General features: G+C 67.9%; 21 protein-coding genes and 1 pseudogene. 16 read left to right on the top strand and 6 right to left on the bottom strand.

Annotation, left to right across the window (positions count from 1 at the left end):
- The first annotated feature begins 6 nt into the window (after window positions 1-6).
- Together leuD and G8760_RS13665 are read left to right on the top strand one after the other, a co-directional pair.
- Window positions 7-597, top strand: coding sequence for a 3-isopropylmalate dehydratase small subunit (leuD, locus tag G8760_RS13670; RefSeq protein ID WP_166351876.1), 591 nt, complete (start codon window positions 7-9; stop codon window positions 595-597).
- 147 nt (window positions 598-744) lie between these two features.
- On the top strand, window positions 745-1,584 hold the full coding sequence (locus G8760_RS13665; protein ID WP_166351874.1) for an HU family DNA-binding protein: 840 nt from the start codon (window positions 745-747) through the stop codon (window positions 1,582-1,584).
- A 990-nt stretch (window positions 1,585-2,574) separates the two neighbouring features.
- Here G8760_RS13665 and cofC read toward each other — a convergent pair.
- Window positions 2,575-3,207: a 2-phospho-L-lactate guanylyltransferase gene (gene cofC, locus G8760_RS13660; protein WP_166352126.1), complete on the bottom strand. Its 633-nt coding sequence runs from the start codon at window positions 3,205-3,207 to the stop codon at window positions 2,575-2,577.
- 321 nt (window positions 3,208-3,528) lie between these two features.
- On the opposite strand from cofC, the gene G8760_RS13655 reads away from it, so the two are divergent.
- Genes G8760_RS13655 through G8760_RS13645 form a run of 3 tightly spaced genes read left to right on the top strand, consistent with a single transcriptional unit; the run spans window position 3,529 to window position 6,449 of the window.
- A complete protein-coding gene (locus G8760_RS13655) occupies window positions 3,529-4,257 on the top strand; it encodes a lysophospholipid acyltransferase family protein (RefSeq protein WP_207782329.1) in 729 nt (242 codons plus the stop codon).
- Complete coding sequence (locus G8760_RS13650) at window positions 4,254-5,285, top strand: NAD(P)H-dependent glycerol-3-phosphate dehydrogenase (RefSeq protein WP_166351870.1); 1,032 nt, start codon at window positions 4,254-4,256, stop codon at window positions 5,283-5,285. The genes G8760_RS13655 and G8760_RS13650 overlap by 4 nt, the downstream gene beginning before the upstream one ends.
- Window positions 5,286-5,336: 51 nt before the next feature.
- Entirely contained in the window at window positions 5,337-6,449 is a 1,113-nt protein-coding gene (locus G8760_RS13645; protein ID WP_166351868.1) for a D-alanine--D-alanine ligase family protein, read from the top strand.
- A gap of 104 nt (window positions 6,450-6,553) precedes the next feature.
- On the opposite strand, the gene G8760_RS13640 is transcribed toward G8760_RS13645, so the two are convergent.
- Both G8760_RS13640 and G8760_RS13635 read right to left on the bottom strand, forming a co-directional pair.
- Window positions 6,554-7,009: a DUF3515 domain-containing protein gene (locus G8760_RS13640; protein ID WP_166351866.1), complete on the bottom strand. Its 456-nt coding sequence runs from the start codon at window positions 7,007-7,009 to the stop codon at window positions 6,554-6,556.
- Complete coding sequence (locus G8760_RS13635; protein WP_166352124.1) at window positions 6,988-7,221, bottom strand: Lrp/AsnC ligand binding domain-containing protein; 234 nt, start codon at window positions 7,219-7,221, stop codon at window positions 6,988-6,990. The genes G8760_RS13640 and G8760_RS13635 overlap by 22 nt, the downstream gene beginning before the upstream one ends.
- Window positions 7,222-7,301: 80 nt before the next feature.
- Here G8760_RS13635 and G8760_RS13630 point away from each other — a divergent pair, with 80 nt between their 5' ends.
- Window positions 7,302-8,246 (top strand): thiamine-phosphate kinase, encoded by a 945-nt coding sequence (locus tag G8760_RS13630; protein WP_166351864.1) that lies wholly within the window; start codon window positions 7,302-7,304, stop codon window positions 8,244-8,246.
- Window positions 8,247-8,281: 35 nt separating this feature from the next.
- Here the strand turns inward: G8760_RS13630 and G8760_RS13625 are convergent, their stop codons facing one another.
- Window positions 8,282-9,226: a ribose-phosphate diphosphokinase gene (locus G8760_RS13625; RefSeq protein WP_166351862.1), complete on the bottom strand. Its 945-nt coding sequence runs from the start codon at window positions 9,224-9,226 to the stop codon at window positions 8,282-8,284.
- A gap of 247 nt (window positions 9,227-9,473) precedes the next feature.
- Between G8760_RS13625 and G8760_RS13620 the strand changes: the two genes are divergently transcribed.
- Window positions 9,474-9,902: a GNAT family N-acetyltransferase gene (locus G8760_RS13620; protein WP_166352122.1), complete on the top strand. Its 429-nt coding sequence runs from the start codon at window positions 9,474-9,476 to the stop codon at window positions 9,900-9,902.
- Window positions 9,903-10,709: 807 nt separating this feature from the next.
- Here G8760_RS13620 and rpmB read toward each other — a convergent pair.
- Window positions 10,710-10,901, bottom strand: coding sequence for a 50S ribosomal protein L28 (gene rpmB / locus G8760_RS13615; RefSeq protein WP_166351860.1), 192 nt, complete (start codon window positions 10,899-10,901; stop codon window positions 10,710-10,712).
- A 302-nt stretch (window positions 10,902-11,203) separates the two neighbouring features.
- On the opposite strand from rpmB, the gene G8760_RS13610 reads away from it, so the two are divergent.
- The 9 genes from G8760_RS13610 to mutM all read left to right on the top strand — a co-directional run bounded on the left by G8760_RS13610 (window position 11,204) and on the right by mutM (window position 20,200).
- Window positions 11,204-12,907, top strand: coding sequence for a DAK2 domain-containing protein (locus tag G8760_RS13610; protein ID WP_207782328.1), 1,704 nt, complete (start codon window positions 11,204-11,206; stop codon window positions 12,905-12,907).
- A gap of 78 nt (window positions 12,908-12,985) precedes the next feature.
- Window positions 12,986-15,238: an ATP-dependent DNA helicase RecG gene (gene recG, locus G8760_RS13605; protein ID WP_207782327.1), complete on the top strand. Its 2,253-nt coding sequence runs from the start codon at window positions 12,986-12,988 to the stop codon at window positions 15,236-15,238.
- Between the two features lie 132 nt (window positions 15,239-15,370).
- Complete coding sequence (locus G8760_RS13600) at window positions 15,371-16,045, top strand: RsmD family RNA methyltransferase (protein ID WP_166351856.1); 675 nt, start codon at window positions 15,371-15,373, stop codon at window positions 16,043-16,045.
- A 39-nt stretch (window positions 16,046-16,084) separates the two neighbouring features.
- A complete protein-coding gene (coaD, locus tag G8760_RS13595; RefSeq protein WP_343074409.1) occupies window positions 16,085-16,579 on the top strand; it encodes a pantetheine-phosphate adenylyltransferase in 495 nt (164 codons plus the stop codon).
- Window positions 16,580-16,638: 59 nt separating this feature from the next.
- The gene (locus G8760_RS13590) at window positions 16,639-17,493 is read left to right on the top strand and encodes a F0F1 ATP synthase subunit B family protein (protein ID WP_166351852.1); all 855 of its coding nucleotides are present in this window, start codon (window positions 16,639-16,641) and stop codon (window positions 17,491-17,493) included.
- 222 nt (window positions 17,494-17,715) lie between these two features.
- Window positions 17,716-18,309, top strand: coding sequence for a YceD family protein (locus G8760_RS13585; RefSeq protein ID WP_343074408.1), 594 nt, complete (start codon window positions 17,716-17,718; stop codon window positions 18,307-18,309).
- 2 nt (window positions 18,310-18,311) lie between these two features.
- Window positions 18,312-18,515: a 50S ribosomal protein L32 gene (gene rpmF / locus G8760_RS13580; protein WP_166351850.1), complete on the top strand. Its 204-nt coding sequence runs from the start codon at window positions 18,312-18,314 to the stop codon at window positions 18,513-18,515.
- 12 nt (window positions 18,516-18,527) lie between these two features.
- Window positions 18,528-19,337, top strand: coding sequence for a ribonuclease III (gene rnc, locus G8760_RS13575; protein ID WP_166351848.1), 810 nt, complete (start codon window positions 18,528-18,530; stop codon window positions 19,335-19,337).
- Between the two features lie 8 nt (window positions 19,338-19,345).
- Entirely contained in the window at window positions 19,346-20,200 is an 855-nt protein-coding gene (gene mutM, locus G8760_RS13570) for a bifunctional DNA-formamidopyrimidine glycosylase/DNA-(apurinic or apyrimidinic site) lyase (RefSeq protein WP_166351846.1), read from the top strand.
- A gap of 20 nt (window positions 20,201-20,220) precedes the next feature.
- Here the strand turns inward: mutM and G8760_RS30835 are convergent.
- Window positions 20,221-20,316: pseudogene (locus G8760_RS30835) on the bottom strand (SMI1/KNR4 family protein); the annotation flags it as partial.
- Window positions 20,317-20,574 lie beyond the last annotated feature (258 nt).

The following is a 20,574-nucleotide window of genomic DNA, read 5'->3' as shown; positions in this document are numbered from 1 at the left end:
CCACCCATGGAGAAGTTCATCCGGCACACCGGCGTCGGAGTGCCCATGCGGCACAGCAACGTCGACACCGACCAGATCATCCCCGCGGTCTACCTCAAGCGGGTGTCCCGTACCGGATTCGAGGATGCCCTGTTCGCCGCGTGGCGCAACGACGAGTCGTTCATCCTCAACCAGGAGCCTTACCGGTCCGGTTCGGTCCTGGTCGCCGGCCCCGACTTCGGCACCGGCTCGTCGCGCGAACACGCCGTGTGGGCGCTGAAGGACTACGGCTTCAAAGCTGTGCTGTCGGCCCGATTCGCCGACATCTTCCGCGGCAACTCGGGTAAACAGGGGCTCGTCACAGGACAACTCGCGCAGGACGACATCGAGCAGATCTGGAAGGTGCTCGAAAACGAGCCTGGCACCGAGGTGACCGTCGATCTTGAACAACGCCAGGTCCGCTGCGCCGACATCGTTGCCCCCATGGAGGTCGACGAGTACACCCGGTGGCGGCTGATGGAGGGCCTCGACGACATCGCGCTCACCCTCCGGCACACGGACGACATCGACGACTTCGAGACCAGCCGCCCGTCCCACAAACCACGCACCCTCGTCTGATCTCGGCGGTCGCGGATCCGGCCGAGCGTGTGGAACCGGCAGGCAGGGGTGCGTATTGTCGGGGGAGACGCGGAGCCGACACGGAACCGTGGGTGTATTCGGCGCGGCCCGGATAGCCATCAAACCGGACGTCACGAGGGAGCTACGGTGGGCAAGAAGAAGCTGGTCGATCGGGTTGCCGAACGGTTCGACGGCAACCGCGAAGTAGCGCAGCACGCGCTCGACTCCGTCGTCGACGGCATCACCCGATCGTTGGCGGCCGGTGAGAAGGTCGCTATCAAAGGCTTCGGGGTCTTCAAACAGGCCACCGCCGAGGTCGAGCAGAAGAGCAAAGACAAAGGCAAAAGCAAAAGCAAGAACAAAGGTAAAGGCAAGAGTAAGAAGACCCGGAAAGTCAGTGTGCCGACGTTCGATCCCACGGACGAGTTGCGCGATGTTGTTGCTGGGGTGGCCAAGGCGCGGAAGCGTGCGGTGAAGTCGCTGGCGGTAATTCCGGCCCAGGCCGCCCATGTCGCCGAAACCGCCACCCGCGCGGCGTCGTCAGCGGCGCGGGCCGCCGCCGATGCCGTCCGGGGTGCCGGTGAATCCGACCGATCGCCCGAGCTCTCGCCGACCGATGCCGACGTCCAGGCTGCGCCGGTAAAGAAGGCTGCGCCGGTGAAGAAGGCTGCGCCGGTGAAGAAGGCTGCGCCGGTGAAGAAGGCTGCGCCGGTGAAGAAGAGTGCGCCGGTGAAGAAGAGTGCGCCGGTGAAGAAGAGTGCGCCGGTGAAGAAGAGTGCGCCGGTGAAGAAGAGTGCGCCGGTGAAGAAGAGTGCGCCGGTGAAGAAGAGTGCGCCGGTGAAGAAGGCTGCGCCGGTGAAGAAGGCTGCGCCGGTGAAGAAGGCTGCGCCGGTGAAGAAGGCTGCGCCGGTGAAGAAGGCTGCGCCGGTGAAGAAGGCTGCGCCGTCGAGCAGCTCGCCCGGCCCGGACAGTCCGCCGGACGCCTGATCCTCCTCTCCCGGCGGCGTCCACAACGGTTCAGCCCCACGCAGCTCCCCCGTTGTGCACCTGATCTCCGTTTGTGCACCTGATCGTTTGCGTGGGGACGATCAGGTGTGCTGAGCGTGGGCGACGGCCTACCGGGGTGCATCTGATCGCGTCTCGGTATGTGAACGTCGGACGATCAGATGCATTCATCTGCGGTTTGTGCTGCGTTGTGCATCTGATCGTTGCCACCGAAACGATCTGTGAGCGTGGGATTGGTGATGCGGGCTGGGACAGCCGTCAGGTGAAATACATGCGTCGCGCTGTGTGACATGTACCGCGTCGCCCGTTGTCACTCCTCAGGGTGGGCGAGCTGCCCCGTCACCCGTTCAGGGGTGCCGACGACGGCCGAGAGCCACACAGTGCGCGATGTTGAACCGGATGATTGCCAGGTCCTGGTGCGACATCGCGCACTTCGCTACCGCCAGATGGTGTTCACGCCCGAAACTGGCGCTTAACGCCATCTGGCGGTAGCGAAGTGCGGGGCTAGGCAGCACCGTTCTCGCTGAGGGGGGAGCGTGGCGCCGTCAAGGCAACAACAAGGAGGCTTACTGCGGCACTCGCCCCGGGCACAAGGACGCTTACTGTCGCCAGGGCAACAACAAGGAGGCCTACTGCACACAGCAGCGTGCCGTAAGGAAGCTTGTTGCGCCCAGCCGAGGATGGCGGACACCGGAGCGTACGCCTAGACCGATGCCCGCGACGCCCGCGGTGCTGATGGTTGGTGCTCCTCCAGAGACGGTGAAGAGACACGGCGCGGTGGACGCTCTGACGATCAGATGCATGCGCCGGCCGTGATAGCCAGTTGATGCATCTGATCCTTTTCCCGCTCACATGGTGAATGCGATCGGACGACGCTGCGGCGCGTCGGCCAGCGAGGTATGCCGTGCTCGCGCATCTGATCGGCGCCAGAAGAACGATCAGGCGCGGAAACGGAGATCAGGTGCACAACGGCTAGAAGGCGGAGTCGAGTTGGACAACGACGGACTCGGTGCGGGGGCCGAGCCCAATTCGCATCGCGTCCCATAGGTCGACCGCGGTGTCGATGTCGCGTCGCACCGAACGAACCCCTGGCACACGCAGCTCCACTGCACCGGCAGCCCGGTGCGCCGCCCGCGAACGGCCACCGAACCGCGGCTCGAAGGGTGCACCGGGTGTGGACGCGTACAGCGTGGTGCCTATACCCGTAGCGTCGGCTAGGAACGAGGTGGGGTGCTCGGCGGCGGCCGCCAGCACGAGGGCCAGCTCATTCGGGCGCAGTGCCGGCAGGTCCGCTGACAGAGATGCCACCGCGGCGAGCGGCCGGGCACTCCGCACGGTCGCGGCGCCGTGTCTGAGGGCGGCGTTCAGTCCGGCCGCGGGCAGGTCGGTTACCACCTCGGCGCCGAGTTGCCGGGCCTGCTCGGCGGCTTCTTCGTCATCGGTGACCATGAGCACGGCGGACACGGATGGACAGTCGAGTGCGGCGGCTACGGTGTCGGCGGCGAACGCACGGGCCATGTGCGGCCGGAGGTCGCCCACGGCATCGGCGAGCCGGGTCTTGGCGAATTCGGGCCGTTTGACCGGTGTCACGATGGTCCAGGTCAGTTCGGTCATCGACGTCGGCCGCCTCGGGCTGTGCCGGTGCCTAGGCAGGTCAGCTGGGACGCCGTCGTGGCCGGCTTGAGAAGATGCGCCTCGGGGTGTGTGCTCGCTGCGGGCACGATCCGGGATGTCACCGGCGGTTGTCCTTCCGAGCCGGCCGGGATGACGACGGCGTAGCCGCCCGGGCCCAGCGTTGTGTCCGGAACATGCATAGCTATGCTCCCATGGCGGAGTCGACTCGGCCATCGCGGGGGGCCAGACTGTTCAGGCGAAGTGTGCTTCGCCCGGGCGCGCCCCGGCAAACCGGACGTGAGGGAGATGCTTGTGGCGGGACCAAAACAGCGGCTGGGCCTGACCTACCGGTTCATCGCGGCGATCGTCCGCCCGACGCTCCTCGCCATCACCAAGCGCCGTTGGCACGGCGGAGAGCGGGTGCCGCCGGTTGGCACGGGTGTCGTTGTCGTCGCCAATCACATTTCGCACCTGGATCCCATGACGTTCGCGCACTTCCTGTGGGACCACGGTCGGGCCGTGCGTTATCTGGCCAAGGATGGGTTGTTCCGCATTCCGGTGCTGGGCAAGATGATCGCCAGGTGTGGGCAGATTCCGGTGTACCGCGATACCGGCGACGCGGCCACGGCTTATCGCGACGCGGTCGCCGCGGTACGGCGGGGCGAGTGTGTGGCGATCTACCCGGAGGGCACCATCTCGCGTGATCCGCAGCTGTGGCCGATGGTCGGCAAGACCGGTGCTGCTCGAGTGGCCCTGGAAACGGGGTGTGACGTGCTGCCGATCGCGCAGTGGGGCGTGCAGGACATCCTTCCGCCGTACTCGAAGCGGCCGCGGCTGTTCCCTCGTAAGGACGTGCAGGTGCGCGTCGGTGCGCCCGTCGACCTCAGCGATCTGCAGGGCCAACCGGTGACGTCGACGGTCATGCGCACGGCCACCGACCGGATCATGGCCGCCGTCGTCGCTGAACTCGAGGTCGTGCGGGGGGAGAAAGCACCCGGCGAGCGGTTCGACCTACGCAAGAACACCGAGGGAGATCGATGAGCGAGGGGGCATCCGGCGGCCGCGCTCAGGTGGCGGTCTTCGGCGCCGGATCGTGGGGGACGGCCTTCGCGCTGGTGCTGGCCGACGCTGGGAACAACGTCGTGTTGTGGGGCCGCCGGGCGGAGTTGTGCGACGCCGTCAACCGCACTCACATCAACCACGACTATCTGGGTGGTGTCGAGTTGCCCACGGAAGTGCGGGCGACGACGGACCCAGAGGAGGCGGCGTCGGGTACCGACCTGGTGGTGTTCGCCGTGCCTGCGCAGAGCCTGCGGGCCAACTTGCGCCATTGGGCGCCGCTGCTGCCCGACCGCGCCATCCTGGTCAGTCTGATGAAGGGGGTGGAGTTCGGCACCGCCGACCGAATGAGCGAGGTGATCGCCGAGGTGACCGGTGCCGGGCCGGATCGGATCAGTGTGCTCTCCGGCCCCAATCTTGCCCGCGAGATCGCCACGCGGCAGCCGGCGGCCAGCGTCGTCGCGGCCGCCAGCGACGAGTTGGCCCAGCGCGTGCAGCGCGCCTGTCATACGCCACATTTCCGCCCCTACACCAACACCGACGTCGTCGGCACCGAGCTGGGCGGAGCGGTGAAGAACGTGATCGCGCTGGCGGTCGGGATCGCTGTCGGGCTCGGTTTCGGCGACAACGCGCGGGCCAGCGTCATCACCCGTGGACTGGCTGAGACCGCCCGGCTGGGCCAGGCGTTGGGGGCCGATCCGTACACGTTCTCCGGACTCGCTGGCCTGGGTGATCTGGTGGCGACGTGTTCGTCGCCGCTGTCGCGCAACCGGACGTTCGGCGAGCGGCTGGGGGAGGGCCGCAGCGTCGACGAGGCCGCGGCGATGTCCCGCCAGGTCGCCGAAGGGGTCAAGTCGTGTGAGCCGATTCTGGACCTGGCCGGGCGGGCCGGGGTGGACATGCCGATCGTCGAGCACGTGGTCGGGGTGGTCCGTGGCGACATCACTCCGCAGGACATGCTGCGTTCGTTGCTGTCACGTTCGGCGAAGCCGGAACGGCACGGGCACTGAGCCGAGACCGCGTTAGCGACAGCTCATAGTCTGGGATAGGGTCATGCGACGATGAACGCCACACCACCGCGCCGAATCCGGATCGCTGTTGTCTTCGGCGGCCGTAGCTCCGAACACGCCATCTCCTGCGTCACCGCGGGCGGTGTGTTGTCGGTGATCGACCCGGCGCGTTACGACATCGTCCCCATCGGCGTCAGCACCGAGGGCCGCTGGGTGCTGGCCAGCGGTGACCCGCAGCAGCTCGCGATCACCGACGGTCGGCTGCCCGAAGTGGACGACGAAGGCGGATCGGTCGTGCTGGCGGCCGGTTCCGGACTGGTGGTGCAGTCGCCCGGTGAGGTGCCGCGCGAGCTGGGTGAGGTCGACGTCGTGTTCCCGCTGCTGCACGGGCCGTTCGGCGAAGACGGGACGTTGCAGGGTCTGCTGGAGATGGCTGGCGTGCGCTACGTCGGCTCGGGGGTGCTCGCTTCAGCGGTCGGCATGGACAAACACGTGATGAAGATCCTGCTCCGCGACGCCGGCCTGCCCGTGGCCAGGCACGTGCTCGTGGAGCGTCGAGCGTGGAATCTGCGGCGCGACCAGCTGACCGCCGAGATCGCCGAGTTGGGCTGGCCGGTATTCGTTAAGCCGGCCCGGGCCGGGTCGAGTATGGGGGTGGCCAAGGTCGACGGCCCCGACGCCCTGGACGCCGCGATCGCGGCCGCCCAGGAGCATGACCCCAGAGTGGTCGTCGAGGAGGCCGTCGCCGGCCGCGAGGTCGAGTGCGGCGTGCTCGAAGGTGTTGGCGGTGCGGAGCCGGAGGCCAGTGTTCTCGGCGAAATCCGGATCAGCGACGCACACGAGTTCTACGACTTCGAGGCCAAGTATCTGCTTGAAGACGATGTCCAACTCGACATTCCGGCAGACGTCCCGGCGGAAACCGCCGAGCGGGCCCGCCGGATGGCTGTTGCCGCCTTCCAGGCGTTGTCGTGCGAGGGTCTGGCCCGGGTCGACTTCTTCCTGCGCCCCGACGGGAGCCTCGTCGTCAACGAGGTGAACACCATGCCGGGGTTCACCCCGACGTCGATGTTCCCCATGTTGTGGACCAAATCGGGCCTCGATTACGGCGCGTTGGTTGACCGCATGATCCGCACCGCCCTGGATCGCCCCCTCGGTCTGCGCTGACGGCCGGCTCCCGCGTTCGTCGTCGGCCCCTCTCGTCGTCGGCCCCTCTCGTCGTCGCCCCGGCCGTCGTCAACCCCACCGTCGTCGCGGAGCCGCGGCCGGGGTCAACGCAGCGAGCGCTCCTCGAAGTGTTCGGCGACGACGGGAGCGATGTCGTCGAGCACGAATCCCTCCGGCGCGTAATCACCAGGCACCGCGACCTCCACCAGAACCTGCCGGTCGGTTGAGGTAAAGAACGTGCCGCCTTGACCTTCTTCGGCGAACCAGCCGACCCCGCCGACATCCAACAGGGTGGCGTCCAGTTGATAAGCCGCGGGCATCGGCACCCCACACCGCAACACGATGGCCGGTTGGCCCCACGCGGCGGCCAGCGTGGTGTCGGGGTCGACGTCCCGGCGGACGGCGTCGCTGACCACGTTGGGGAGGTCGGCGAGCAGCGCGGCACACGTCTGCTCGCTACCGGGCTGGGGTTCGTACGGTTCGACGGAAACCGCTCCGAAACCGCAGCCGGCCACGGCGAGGACGGGGATGAGAAGACTCAGAGATGAACGACGGGGCACGTGAGTGTACGTGTGATGCCGTCGATGGCCTGCACCCGGGCGACAACCATCTTGCCGAGGTCATCCACGTTGTCGGCTTCGGCCCGGACGATGACGTCGTACGGTCCGGTGACGTCTTCGGCGAGTTGTACGCCGTCGATCTCGGAGATCTGCCGTGCGACCTGCGCCGCCTTGCCGACCTCGGTCTGTATCAGGATGTATGCCTGTACCACCACGGGCTGGCCTCCAGCTCCTAGGGAAAGATAGTCCGAGCGCCAACCTACCCCGTGTCCGTCACCGAAGAGGAGCCAGCGTGCCCGACAGTATCGCCGATCTGGGTGAGTTCGGCCTCATCGACGCTCTGACCGCACGTTTCCCGCAGAGCCCGCCGGTGACGGTAGGGCCCGGCGATGACGCCGCCGTCGTGGGTGCCGGCGATGGCCGCGTGGTAGTGACGACCGACCTACTCGTCGAGGGCCGGCATTTCCGGCGTGACTGGTCGGCGGCATATGACGTCGGCCGTAAGGCCGCGGCGCAGAACCTGTCCGACGTCGCGGCGATGGGCGCACGGCCGACGGCTATCACGTTCGGTCTGGGCGCGCCCGCGGAGCTGGAAGCGGCCTGGGTCTTGGAACTCGCCGATGGGCTACGCGACGAGTGTGCCCAGGTGGGGGCGTCCGTGGCCGGTGGCGACGTCGTCGGTGCGGACTCCATCGTCGTGGCCATCACCGCGCTCGGGGACCTGGACGGCCGAGACCCCGTGCTGCGCTCCGGTGCCCGGCCGGGCGACGTGCTCGCGGTCTGCGGGCGTCTGGGGTGGGCCGAAGCTGGGTTGCATGTTCTTGGGCGTGGGTTTCGCACGCCTCGGGTCCTCGTCGACGCGCATCGGCGTCCGGAGGTTCCGTATGACGCCGGCCCCGAAGCCGCCGATCTCGGCGCCACGGCTTTGTGCGACGTGAGCGACGGGCTGCTGGCCGACGCCGGACACCTGGCGGCAGCCAGCGAGGTGGCCATCGACGTCGAGTCCGGCGCGTTGGAGATCACCGGGGCCATGCGCGACGTCGCGAACGCGACCGGCGCCGACCCATTGCGCTGGGTGCTCACCGGCGGCGATGACAACGCCCTGCTAGCAACGTTCCCGCCCGACGTGGGCCTGACCGCACGGTGGCAGGTGATCGGCCGGGTGCTGGCCGGCAGCGGTGTCGTCGTCGATGGCGAACCCTACGGCGGGGACGGCGGTCATGCCCATTTCACCTGACTCATCTGACCAGGGTGAGTGCGCCGCGTGTCGGCTCAATGATCGTGGAACAACGCGCTGACCGACTCGCCATGGTGGATCCGCCGGATCGCGTCGGCCAGCTGCGGCGCGACGGACAACACGGTGAGTTTCGGGTGCCGGTTCGTCTCCGGAATGGGCACCGTGTTGGTGGAGACGATCTCCCGGACGTCGTGCATCTCACCGAGGCGGTCCAACGCTTTGTCGGTGAACAATCCATGAGTGCAGGCGACCCGGATGGAGCGCACCTGATGTTCCCGTAGCCGATCGACCAGCTCGATGACGGTGCTGCCCTTGGCGATCTCGTCGTCGAGCACGATGATGTCGCGGTCGGTGACATCGCCGATGATGGCGCTGATCCGGACCTCGTCGTCGGCGAAACGTTGCTTCGCACCAGCGGCGACGGGCACACCGAGCAGACGCGCGAACGCCGACGCCGGCTTGGCGTTGCCGAGATCGGGCGAGACCACCACCGTGTTGGAGAGGTCGTCGTTCTCGAAGTGGCCGGCCAGCTCACGTAGCGCATGCAGTTGATCCACCGGCATGCTGAAGAATCCGTGGACCTGCGGCGAATGCAACGTCATGGCCAGCACTCGAGTAGCGCCAGCGGTGGCCATGAGATCGGCCATGAGGCGGCCGCCGATGGAAATACGCGGCGCGTCCTTCTTGTCCGAACGGGCGTAGGCGTAGTGCGGCATCACCACTGTCACCCGGGCCGCCGAGGCCCCCCGTGCGGCGTCGAGCATCAGCAGCAGCTCGACGAGGTTCTCCTGAACCGGCGGCACGATGGGCTGGATCAGGAAGACGTCATGTTCTCGGCAATTGGCTTGGAGCTGGACTTGCAGGCAGTCGTTGGCGAACCGCTGGACACTGACCGGATGAAGTGGAACTCCGAGATGGGCACACATTTCTTCGGCGAGTTCCGGGTGTGCGCTACCACTGAAGACGGCAATGTTCCGCATGGGCGCTGGGCTCCTGGCGAGGGGCGAACGATGAGGGAAGTGCGATCAACCGACGGGTGACCCAATACGCCATTCTTTCACGTGCGTGACCCAGCGCCCTGCCCTGCCCTAACGGGTAGTGCATGTCACCCGGTACGGTGCCGCGCCTGACGGCGCATTAGGCTGCGACGCTGTGGACAGTCAGGTAGCCGAGACCGATGTCGCCATCAGGCCGGCGCGGCGCGACGACGTGGCGGCCGTCGTGGCGATGTTGGCCGACGACGAACTCGGCGCACAACGCGAAGCTCCGGATCGCCCCGAGCCGTACCTGCGGGCGTTCGAGGCGATCGAGGCCGACCCCCATCAGCTGCTGGTCGTCGCGGAGCGTGCCGGGGTGATCGTCGGCACGTTGCAGCTGACGTTGATCCCTGGCTTGTCCCACCAAGGGGGATGGCGAGCGCAGGTCGAAGGGGTGCGGGTGCACGCGACGGAGCGCGGTACCGGCCTAGGACGGCTGATGATCGACTGGGCGGTCCAGGAGGCACGTGGCCATGGGGCGCGGATGATCCAGCTCACCACGGACGCTAGCCGGACCCGGGCGCACCGGTTCTACGAACAGCTCGGATTCCGTCCCACTCATGTCGGGTTCAAACTACCCCTGGTCGGCAGCGACGGTGAGGAAGGCTTCTCACGCTGAGCATGAGACGGGTGAGGGGCGCGCCGATCACACCTCGCTCGCGGCGCCGCTTCAGACTTGTCCGGCGGCCTGGTCGGCGCCAACCCCTCCGCTGAGCACCGCTCGTTGCGCACCTGATCTCCGTTGATGCATCCCTTGTGGTGAGGACCCCGCTGCCTACCCCCGCACTCCGCTACCGCCAGATGGCGTTAAAGCCCGAATCCGGCCCTTAACGCCATCTGGCGGTAGCGGAGTGTGGGATGTCGCACTGGGATCTGGCTCTCATCCGTGCAGCGAACCGTCCGGCTCAGCATCCCCACGGTGCGGCGTTCGCCGTCGTCGGCAGGCCTGGACGGGTGATGGGGCAGGGCGCCCGCCCCTGAAGGATAAGAATGAGCCGACCGCAGCACGCGTTGCGCGGCCGGCGCCTATGTTCGCCCGACGGCGATCCCAACTAGCACCACCAATGCCGCACGCACAGATCGTCTGGTCGGGGACGATCACGTGTGTGAACGGCGGTGGGCGGGTGCAGGGGGCCGTCGCGCCACAACCGATCTGACGACGGCGACGCCTTCGGGGGCCGATAGTGGGCGGCCGCCATCTGGATGCTTCATCGATCAGATGCACAAGTCGTCAGAAATCGCTCGATCGTGCATCTGATCTTTTAGCGTTCATATGGTGAGACGCGATCAGATGCATGACAACGCGCTGAACGCCGCCGTTGCACACCTGATCGTCCTCATACAAATGATCAGGCGTCAAAACGGAGATCAGATGCAGGGGAGGTGATGGGAGGTCAGGCGGTCAGGCGTTCGGGCCGTCGGGCGGTCAGACGGACCGCGCGACCTTGCCGGCCTTGATGCACGAGGTGCACGCGTTGATCCGCTTGGGTGTGCCCCCGACGACCGTCCGCACGGACTGGATGTTGGGATTCCAACGACGCGGGGTCCGGCGGTGCGAGTGCGAGATCTTGTTGCCGAAGCCCGGGCCTTTACCGCAGACGTCGCATGTGGCAGCCACGGGTAACTCCTCCGGAGATGGTGTCAGGTTCAAGAACGTGCCCGGCTTCGACACGACGCCGCGCCGAGGCAACCGCTCTAGAGTACCGGTTCAGCGCTCAAGACCCAAACCAACCCCGGAGCCGGCCAAAGCCCGAGGCGCGCGGCCCCGCGGCCGTAGTTCCGCTTCGGGTTTCGTTCGGCGGAGCCGACCCGAGGTGACGGCCCGGCCGGCGGCCCCGACGCGGTGTACGCCGATGGGAGATACGCTCCACCGACAGGGGTTCGTGCCCACCGACGGGACACGTGAAACGGAGGTGTCGAGTGCAGCCGATCCCGGACACCGAGATCGTCCGCCGCTGGTGTCGAGCCGGGCTTGATGGCCTGGCCGCGGCCCGCGAGGAGATCGATGCGCTGAACGTCTACCCGGTGCCGGATGCCGACACCGGCACGAATCTCTACCTCACCATGGAGTCCGCGGTCACGGCCGTCGAGGCGCTCCCGGCTGATGCCGCCTTGGACGTGGTGGCCGGTGCCATGGCGCGCGGCGCGCTGCTCGGCGCCCGGGGCAATTCCGGCAGCATCCTGGCGCAGATGCTTCGGGGGGTCGCGGAAGTCCTGGGGCGGCCCGGCTGCACGTTGGCCGGCGGCCGGGCGCTGGCCGAGGCGTTGGAGCGGGCGGCTACCGCCGCGTTCGCCGCGGTTCACGAGCCGGTCGAGGGAACTATCTTGTCGGTGGCGCGGGCTGCCGGCGCGGCCGCTCGGTTGGCCGCCGCTTCTGCGCCAGACCCCGTCGACGGTACGTCGGATGAGGCTGATATCGCCCGCCTGGCCGAGGTGGCGCTGGCGGCGGGTCGGGCCGCGCGCGAGGCTCTGGCGGCCACCCCGAACCAGTTGGCGGTGCTCCGCGCCGCCGGCGTGGTCGACGCCGGAGGGCGCGGTCTGTCGGTGTTGCTGGACGCCTTCGACACCGTGCTCACCGGGCGGCGGCCGTTGCCGAGCCCGCGCCGTGTTGGCGACCACCATGTGCCCGTCCCGACCACCGGGCGGGTGCAGCTCACCCCCACCCACCCGGCGCCATGCCCGCCCGCACAGGCCAGCGCTCAAGCTCCCGCGTTCGAGGTGATGTTCCTGCTCGACGCCCCCGATGAGGCGGTTTCGGCTCTGCGCGGTGAGCTGGCCGGTCTCGGTGACTCCCTGGTGGTGGTCGGCGGTGCGGGCGAGTGGCACGTCCACATCCATGCAGACGATGCCGGAGCGGTGGTGGAGGCGGGGATCGCCGCCGGCCGCCCGCACCGCATCAGCATTTCCCATCTCGGCGTTTCCGGCGGCCACCATGGCGACGACCCCGCGGCCACGTGGACGGCCGAGCGGATGGTGGTGGCGTTCGCCGCTGGTCCGGGGCTCGTCGATCTGTTCGCCTCGGCAGGCTCCGTCGTCGCGCCGACCTCGGCCGGCAGCCGGCCGTCGACCACCGAGATCCTTGCCGCGGTCGGCACGAGTCAAGCCGGCGAGATCGTGATTCTGCCGAACGAGCGGGAGGCCGTGCCGGTGGCTGAGGCGGCTGCCGCCGAGTTGCGTGCCCAAGGCCGCCGAGTAGCGGTTATCCCCACCATCGCGCAGGTGCAGGGGCTGGCGGCGGTCGCCGTACACGAGCCGGGGCGGGCGTTCGACGCCGACGTCGTAGCGATGACGACGGCCGCCGGTCACGCCCGGCATGGCGCGGTGACGGTGGCCGCACGCGAGGCGGTGACCATGGCCGGCATCTGCCAGCCCGGGGACGTCCTCGGTGTGGTGGAGGGTGACTTCGCGGTGATCGGTTCCGGTCTGCTGGAGGTAGCCCGTGAGGTGGTGCGGCGGATGTTGTCGGCCGGTGGTGAGCTGGTGACGGTGGTCGCCGGTGACGGCGCCGACCCTGCCCTGGCCGCGGGTGTGGAGGAGTCGGTCCGGCGTAGTCATCCGGAGGTGGATACGGTCGTCTACGAAGGTGGCCAGCCCCGTTATCCGCTGTTGCTGGGTGTGGAATGACGGGGTGTGGACGTAGCCGGCTCGACGGATACGTCGTCGCAACGACGTAGCGGGCCTGGTGCCGGGAGGTGAATGAAGGTGGAGCTGCAGTGGAGCCTCGTCCAGGCCGTCGGCGACAAAACCGCGACGGTGCTGGCCAAGGAGCTCGACCTACATACGGTCGAGGATCTGTTGCGCTACTATCCGCGCCGCTACATTGAACGCGGTGAGCTCACCGAGCTCGCGTCGCTGCGCGAGGATGAACACGTCACCGTGCTGGCACGGGTGAAGACCGCTCAGGTCAGGGAGTCGCGGGGCGGTGGACGCCGGTCGAGCAAGCGGCTGGAGGTGATGGTCACCGACGGCACCAGCGACGTCCAACTGGTGTTCTTCAACCAGAACTGGCGGCACCGCGATCTGCAGCCCGGACGGGTGGGTATGTTCGCGGGCAAGGTGGGAACGTTCCGGCGACAGCGGCAGCTGGCCCATCCGGAGTACCAGATGGCTCCGGAAGGTGTCGACGACCTTCAGGAGGCTGCTCAGGCGTTCGCCGACGAGATCATCCCGGTGTACCCGTCCACGAAACGGATGGCGTCGTGGCGCATCCAACGATGCGTCCGGGTTGTCCTCGACCAGTTGGGCGACGTCCCGGATCCGTTGCCGGCCGGCGTTCGTGCTGCCCGCAACCTGCTCGGTCTGGGGGAGACGTTCCACGCCATCCACCGGCCAGCGGACATGCGCAGCGCCTATCAGGCCCGTGACCGCCTCCGGTTCGAGGAGGCGTTCGTGCTCCAGGCGGAGCTCGCCCGGCGGCGTGCCTCCACGGCGGCGCTGCTGGCACAGCCGCGCCTGGCCACCCCCGGCGGTGTGTTGGAGGCGCTGGACGCCCAGCTGCCGTTCGAGCTCACTGCCGGCCAGCGGGAGGTCGGAGAGGTGATCGCCGCCGACCTGGCGGCGGCACATCCCATGCATCGGCTACTCCAGGGTGAGGTCGGCGCGGGGAAAACCGTCGTGGCGTTGCGCGCGATGCTCTCGGTGATCGACGCGGGAGGACAGGCGGCGCTGCTGGCACCCACCGAGGTGCTCGCGCAGCAGCATCACCGATCGCTGATGGGGCTGCTCGGGTCGCTCGGACAACGCGGCATGCTGGGCGGCTCGGACATCGGCACTAAAGTCGCGCTGGTCACCGGCTCGATGTCGGCGGCGGCCCGCCGCGAGGCGCTGCTGGACATTGGTGTCGGCGACGCCGGCATCGTCGTCGGCACTCATGCCCTGCTGGAGGAGCGGGTGCAGTTCTTCGACCTCGGGCTGGTGGTGGTCGACGAACAACACCGCTTCGGCGTCGAGCAGCGGGCCGCGCTGGCGGCCAAGAGCCGCGACGGCACCCGCCCGCACGTGCTCGTCATGACGGCTACCCCCATTCCGCGCACGGTCGCTATGACCGTCTTCGGCGACCTCGAGATCTCCACATTGACCGAAGTTCCGGCCGGACGAGCGGAGGTCACCACTCACGTCGTGCCGGCGCTGGAAAAGCCGCGTTTCCTGGAGCGGGCTTGGGAGCGGGCGGGCGAGGAGGCCGCCGCCGGGCGTGGTGTGTACATCGTCTGCCCACGCATCGGCGACGAGGACGACGCGTCGATGCTGGCCATAGCCGACGGGATGGCCGCTGAGGCGGGCGCCGGCATGGGGGACGACGACGGGTCGGGCGGCGACGACCCGGACCGTGCCGACGACCGCCGCCGCCCGATGGCCGTGGTGGACCTGGCCGAGACCTTACGGGCCGGGCCGCTGGCCGGCGTCGAGACCGAGATCTTGCATGGCCGGTTGCCTCCCGATGCCAAGGAGGCGGCTATGCGGCGGTTCGTGTCCGGTGCCGCGCCGGTGTTGTTGGCCACCACCGTCGTCGAGGTCGGCGTCGACGTACCGACCGCATCGATGATGGTGATCATGGACGCTGATCGGTTCGGTGTATCGCAGCTGCACCAGCTGCGCGGTCGCATTGGCCGAGGCTCTCTTCCCGGTGTGTGCCTCCTGGTGACGGAGGCGCCGCCCGGGTCCCCGGCGCGCGAACGGTTGGAAGCGGTGGCCGCTACCCGCGACGGCTTCGAGTTGGCCCGCGTCGACTTGGAGCATCGGCGTGAGGGTGACGTGCTGGGGGCGGCTCAGTCCGGACGCCGTTCGAGCCTGAGGTTCCTCAAGGTCATCCGGGACGAAGACGTGATCCGGGCCGCTCGTGACGCCGCCGCTGACGTCGTCGCCGCCGACCCGGAGCTGCGCGAGCACCCGGAGCTAGCCGCGGCCATCGACGCGGTGCTCGCCGCGCAGGACGAGGACTACATCGACAAGGGCTGATCCGACCATGACCGGTAACAGGTGTGCGGCTGACATCGTCGTCGATCCCGAGTGGAGTGCACTAAGAGCGGAAGCTTTAAGGCAGTTCATTCGGGAACGACGGCACGAGGGCCAGCCGCGAACGGAGCCGCGGTGACCCGGATCGTGGCGGGCAGCGCGCGGGGGCGGCGACTCCGGGTGCCTCCAGGGCAGGCGACCCGCCCCACGGCCGATCGCGTCCGCGAGGCCCTGTTCTCCTCACTGGAGTCGACCCTCGGCGGCTTCTCCGGCGTGCGGATGCTGGACCTCTACGCCGGCAGCGGAGCTGTTGGCCTGGAGGCGTTGTCGCGTGGTGCGACCCACGTCACCTTCGTGGAATCCGCGGCCCGCGCGGTCCGGACCATCCGGGCCAATGTCACGACTGTTGGGTTGCCTGGCACGTCGATCGTCCATGACCGCGTGGAGCGTTGGCTGGCCGCCGGCCGCACCCCCCGGGCCGCAGAGGCGCCCGACACGTCGGCCACGGACGCCGCGGCGGCCTCGTCCGCGACCTCGCGAACAGCTGATGACCTGCAGAGACGATCCGTCGACCGAGGCCACCCGGTCGACCTTGTCGTGGCTGATCCGCCGTACGCCCTCACCACCGGCGAGATGGAGAACATCCTCGCCTTGCTCGTGCGCGGATGGCTGGCGCCAGACGCCCTCGTGGTGGTCGAACGAGACCGCCGCAGCGAACCGATCGAATGGCCGGCCGGGCTCACCGGGTTGCGGGAACGCGCATATGGCGAGACCGTGCTCTGGTACGGTCGCTCGGCCGGGACGGAGTGACCGATGCGCCGTCCGCATGGAGACCTTCTGGGAGGTAAGTTGCGTCGATGCGTCTGCCCGGGATCGTTCGATCCCGTGACCTATGGGCACCTGGATGTCGTGGAACGGGCATCGGGCCTGTACGACGAGGTCGTCGTCGCAGTGCTGTTCAACGTCTCCAAGAAAGGCCTATTCGACGTTGACGAGCGGATGGAGATTCTGCGCGATGTCACCGAACATCTCGGCAACGTGCGGATCCAGAGCTTCGAGGGTCTGCTGGTCGACTTCGCGAGCCAGAACGACATCCCTGTTGTCATCAGGGGGCTGCGGGCGGTGACGGACTTCGACTATGAGCTGTCGATGGCGCAAATGAACCACCGGCTCACCGGATTGGAGACGTTCTTCGTCGCCACCAACCCGGAGTACTCGTACCTATCGTCGAGCCTGGTCAAAGAGGTCGCCTCGCATGGGGGAGACGTGAGCGGGCTGGTGCCCAAGGTGGTGCTGGAACGGCTACGTGAGCGGTTCGGGTCGGAGTCGTCGGCCGGCGCGTGATGGGGGAGCGGGTCGCGCTGCGTAGCGCTGGCCCGGATCACACGACAGGGGAAGAAGCCGTGGAGATTCACAAGAAGCTTGATGAGCTGGCCGGACTGGTCGAGTCGGCGCGCACCATGCCGATGTCGTCGTCGGCCATCCTGAACAAGAACGACGTACTCTCGCTGGTCAACCAGGTACGTAACCTGTTGCCGGAGAGCCTCGCGGCAGCGGACACCGTCATCGAACAGCGAGAAGAGTTGCTGGAAGAGGCCAGGGGCAACGCATCGAAGATCATCAACGACGCGCGGGCGGAGCAGGCCCGCCTCGTGGGTGATCACACGGTCCTGATCGAGGCGCGCCGAGAGCGTGGGCGGACGCTGGAGCAGACCCGGCAGGAGTTGGAGGCGATGCGCGTGGCGTTGGACGACCACGTGGACGCCAAGCTGGCACATGTCGAGGTGATCGCCGAGCGAATCGTCGAGACGGTCCGCGAGGGCCGCGACCAACTGCGGCGCACCGGTCCGTATGACGAACTCGCCGCTGGGTGGGGCGGCGACCTTGGCGCCGACGCCGAGGTGGAGATCGCGGCGGTGTCTGCCGAGGCGACGCGGGAGAGTTCCGCCGTGGATCTGGGTGCCACGTCCGTTGAGGACCCGGATGCCGTGCCATTCTCCGACCTTGGGGCCGGACCGTTGGAGGAGCCGGTGGCCGGGTCGTTCGGTGACTTTGGGGCTGGGCCGTTGGAGGAGTCGGTGGCCGGGTCGTTCGGTGACTTTGGGGCTGGGCCATTGGAGGAGTCGGTGGCCGGGTCGTTCGGCGACGCTCCCACCAGCTCGTCGGTCGATGCCGACGTCAGCGCCGACGCTTTCCCGGACGCCGCGCAGCCATCGGAGCCGCCCGCGGCCGACGATCCTGAGGCCGAGCCGCGCTGAGTGTGCCGCCCTGCCCGCCCTCCCGCCCCTCCCATGATCATGAACACTTTGCCGTGCTATCACACGGCAAAGTGTTCATGATCATGGGAGCGGGAGAGGCGGGAGCGGGGCGGGGCGGGGAGCGGTCATGGCGGGTTTGGCGCGCTGGAGCCGGCCATGTAACCTAGTTGTCGGCCTCTCGTCTAGGCCAGGATCGATCATGCCCACATCGCACGAGAGTTGATTGCCCTGAGCGTCCACGATCCGCGAGCACCCTTCGTGCTCGACGTTCACGAGCTCGGGCGACGTCCCGGATCAATGCGCCGGGTCTCGCGCGATGTGCCGGCAGTGGCCGATCTCGGACTAGGCGGTGTGGTCGGGGTACCTGAAGGAACTGCCATCAGGCTCGAACTTCGGCTTGAGGCAGTGATGGAAGGTGTTCTCGTCTCGGGGACGGCGCGTGCGTCGTTCACCGGTGAGTGTGCTCGATGCCTGGATCCGATCGGCGGTGACATCGTCGTCGACGTTCAGGAACTGTACGCTTATCCTGAGAACGAGCCCGGCCCGGAGGCCGGTGAGGGAGACTTGCTCGTCATAGACGACAACATCGACCTCGAACAGCCGGTTCGTGATGCGGTGGTCTTGGCGCTACCGTCCGCACCGGTGTGCCGGGAGGAATGTCCTGGTCTGTGCTCCGTCTGCGGGGCGCGGCTGGCGGACGATCCCTCCCACCAGCACGACATAACCGACCCACGGTGGGCAGCTCTGGCCGAGTTGCTCGCCGACGATACGAACGAGTCCGGCTCCCGCGGGGCCGGCCCGACTGAGGAGATGTAGCCGTGGCCGTCCCCAAGCGCAAGATGTCCCGTAGCAACACCCGGCACCGCCGTTCGCAGTGGAAGGCGAAGCTGCCGCAGATTCAGCGCCGTACCGTCAACGGTCGCACCACCTGGGTGGTGGCGCACCGGGCGCACGTCGTCGAAGATTCGCAGGGCACCGCCCTCTTCCGGGAGTACAACGGGCGTCAGGTAGGCGACGCCTGATCGGATCTGGCGATGACGGCTGAGCCGCACGGTAACTCCGAGCTGGAGGCCCGCCTTGGCCTCACCGTTGACCCGAGGCTCCTCGAACAGGCGCTGACTCATCGCTCGTACGCATACGAGCACGGCGGGCTACCCACCAACGAGCGCCTGGAGTTCCTCGGAGACGCGGTGCTCGGGCTCGTGGTGACCGACTCGCTCTACCGCCGCCACCCTGACCTCTCCGAAGGTCAGTTGGCCAAGCTGCGTGCCGCGGTGGTCAACATGCGCGCCCTGGCCGGCGTGGGGCGGTCACTGCGGTTGGGTGACTTCCTCCGGCTGGGGAGGGGCGAGGAGACCACGGGCGGGCGCGACAAAGCGTCGATCCTCGCCGACACCATCGAGGCCCTGATCGGTGCGGTTTACGTCGACCGTGGCATGGACGAGGCGACGGCGCTGGTTCACCGCCTTGTCGACGACCTCATCGACATGTCGGCCACCCTGGGTGCCGGCCTGGACTGGAAGACCTCCCTCCAGGAGTTCACCTCGCGGGAGTCGCTCGGTGTGCCGGAATATCACGTGAGCGAGGAAGGCCCCGACCACGAGAAGACCTTCACCGCCGAGGTCCGCCTCGGTGGGATCGTGTATGGCACAGGTCAAGGCCGCAGCAAGAAAGAGGCGGAGGCGCACGCGGCGGAGTTGGCCTGGAGCGCGCTCAACGACCATGTCGACGACGCGGCCACCACCGACGACGACGCCACCGCTGACGACGCGGCCAGCGTCGATGCCGCCGACGCCGTCGATGCGGCCAACGCCGGTCCGGAAGCCCAGCACGAGACTCAGTAGGTCCGTCGGTGCCGGAGTTACCCGAGGTGGAAGTGGTCCGCCGGGGCCTGGAGCAGCATGTCGTCGGCCGGCGGATCGAGCGCGTGGAGGTGCTGCATCCGCGAGCGGTGCGTCGGCATGTCGCCGGCCCGGCCGAGTTCGCGGCGGCGCTGGCCGGTGCTCGGGTGACCGATGTGCGGCGGCGCGGAAAATACCTCTGGCTGCCGCTGGACGACGAGCCGGATCGGGCGATCCTGGGCCACCTCGGGATGAGCGGACAGTTGCTGTTGCTCGCCGGGTACACACCGGACGGCCCGCATTTGCGGGTCCGGCTGACGTTCGACGACGGTGGTCTTCAGCTACGGTTCGTCGATCAGCGGACGTTCGGCGGGCTGGCGGTGTCCGCGCTGGGTGATGACGGCGTTCCGGTCGAGATCGCACATATCGCCGTCGACCCCTTGGACGCAGCCTTCGATGCGTCGGGATTCGCGACAGCTTTGCGGCGGCGCCGGACGGGAATCAAACGGGCGTTGCTTGACCAAACCCTGATCTCCGGCGTCGGCAACATCTACGCCGACGAGGCCCTGTGGCGGGCTCAGCTGCACTATGCACGGCCCACCGCCACGCTGAGGCGCGCTGAGATCGACCGCCTGGTGGGTGCGGTGCGCGAGGTTATGCTGGCCGCGCTGGCCGAGGGTGGCACGTCGTTCGATCAGCTGTACGTCAACGTCAACGGCGAAAGCGGCTACTTTGACCGGTCGCTGCAGGTCTACGGGCGAGAAGGGGAGCCGTGTGCGCGGTGCGGGGCTCCGGTTCAACGCGAACCGTTCATGAACCGCTCTTCGCATTACTGCCCACGATGTCAGCGAAACGTTGAGGCGTGAGGGCGAAGGGCTCATGCAGGGTATCTGACGACCTGCCCCACGGTGCCTTCGCCCAGCGGCCCGAAGTCGATGTACTGCGAAGTACCACCATTGTTCATGCAGTCGGCGAAATGGAGTCGCTGCCTTGTGGTGGGTCGGGGTCGATGCGCCCATCCCGATAGCCGTATCCGGGGGCGGCATCCCGCCCGACGGGCAGCCGCGTATCGAGTTCAGGAGCCGTGTGCGCGGAGGCGAACCACGCTGGGCTACCAGGCAGGTCCGATTAGCGAAGAATGCGGCAAAGTTGAGTCCGGTCGTGTCTAGTGGCAACTTGACCCCTGCGCCGCGGAGTGACATCCTGGAGATGTAGTTGCGGGGTTAATGTGCCTGCCGCG

Source organism: Phytoactinopolyspora limicola (genome assembly GCF_011320225.1).
In the GTDB taxonomy this organism is placed as follows: Bacteria; Actinomycetota; Actinomycetes; order Jiangellales; family Jiangellaceae; genus Phytoactinopolyspora; species Phytoactinopolyspora limicola.
This window is presented reverse-complemented; position numbering and strand designations above follow the sequence as displayed.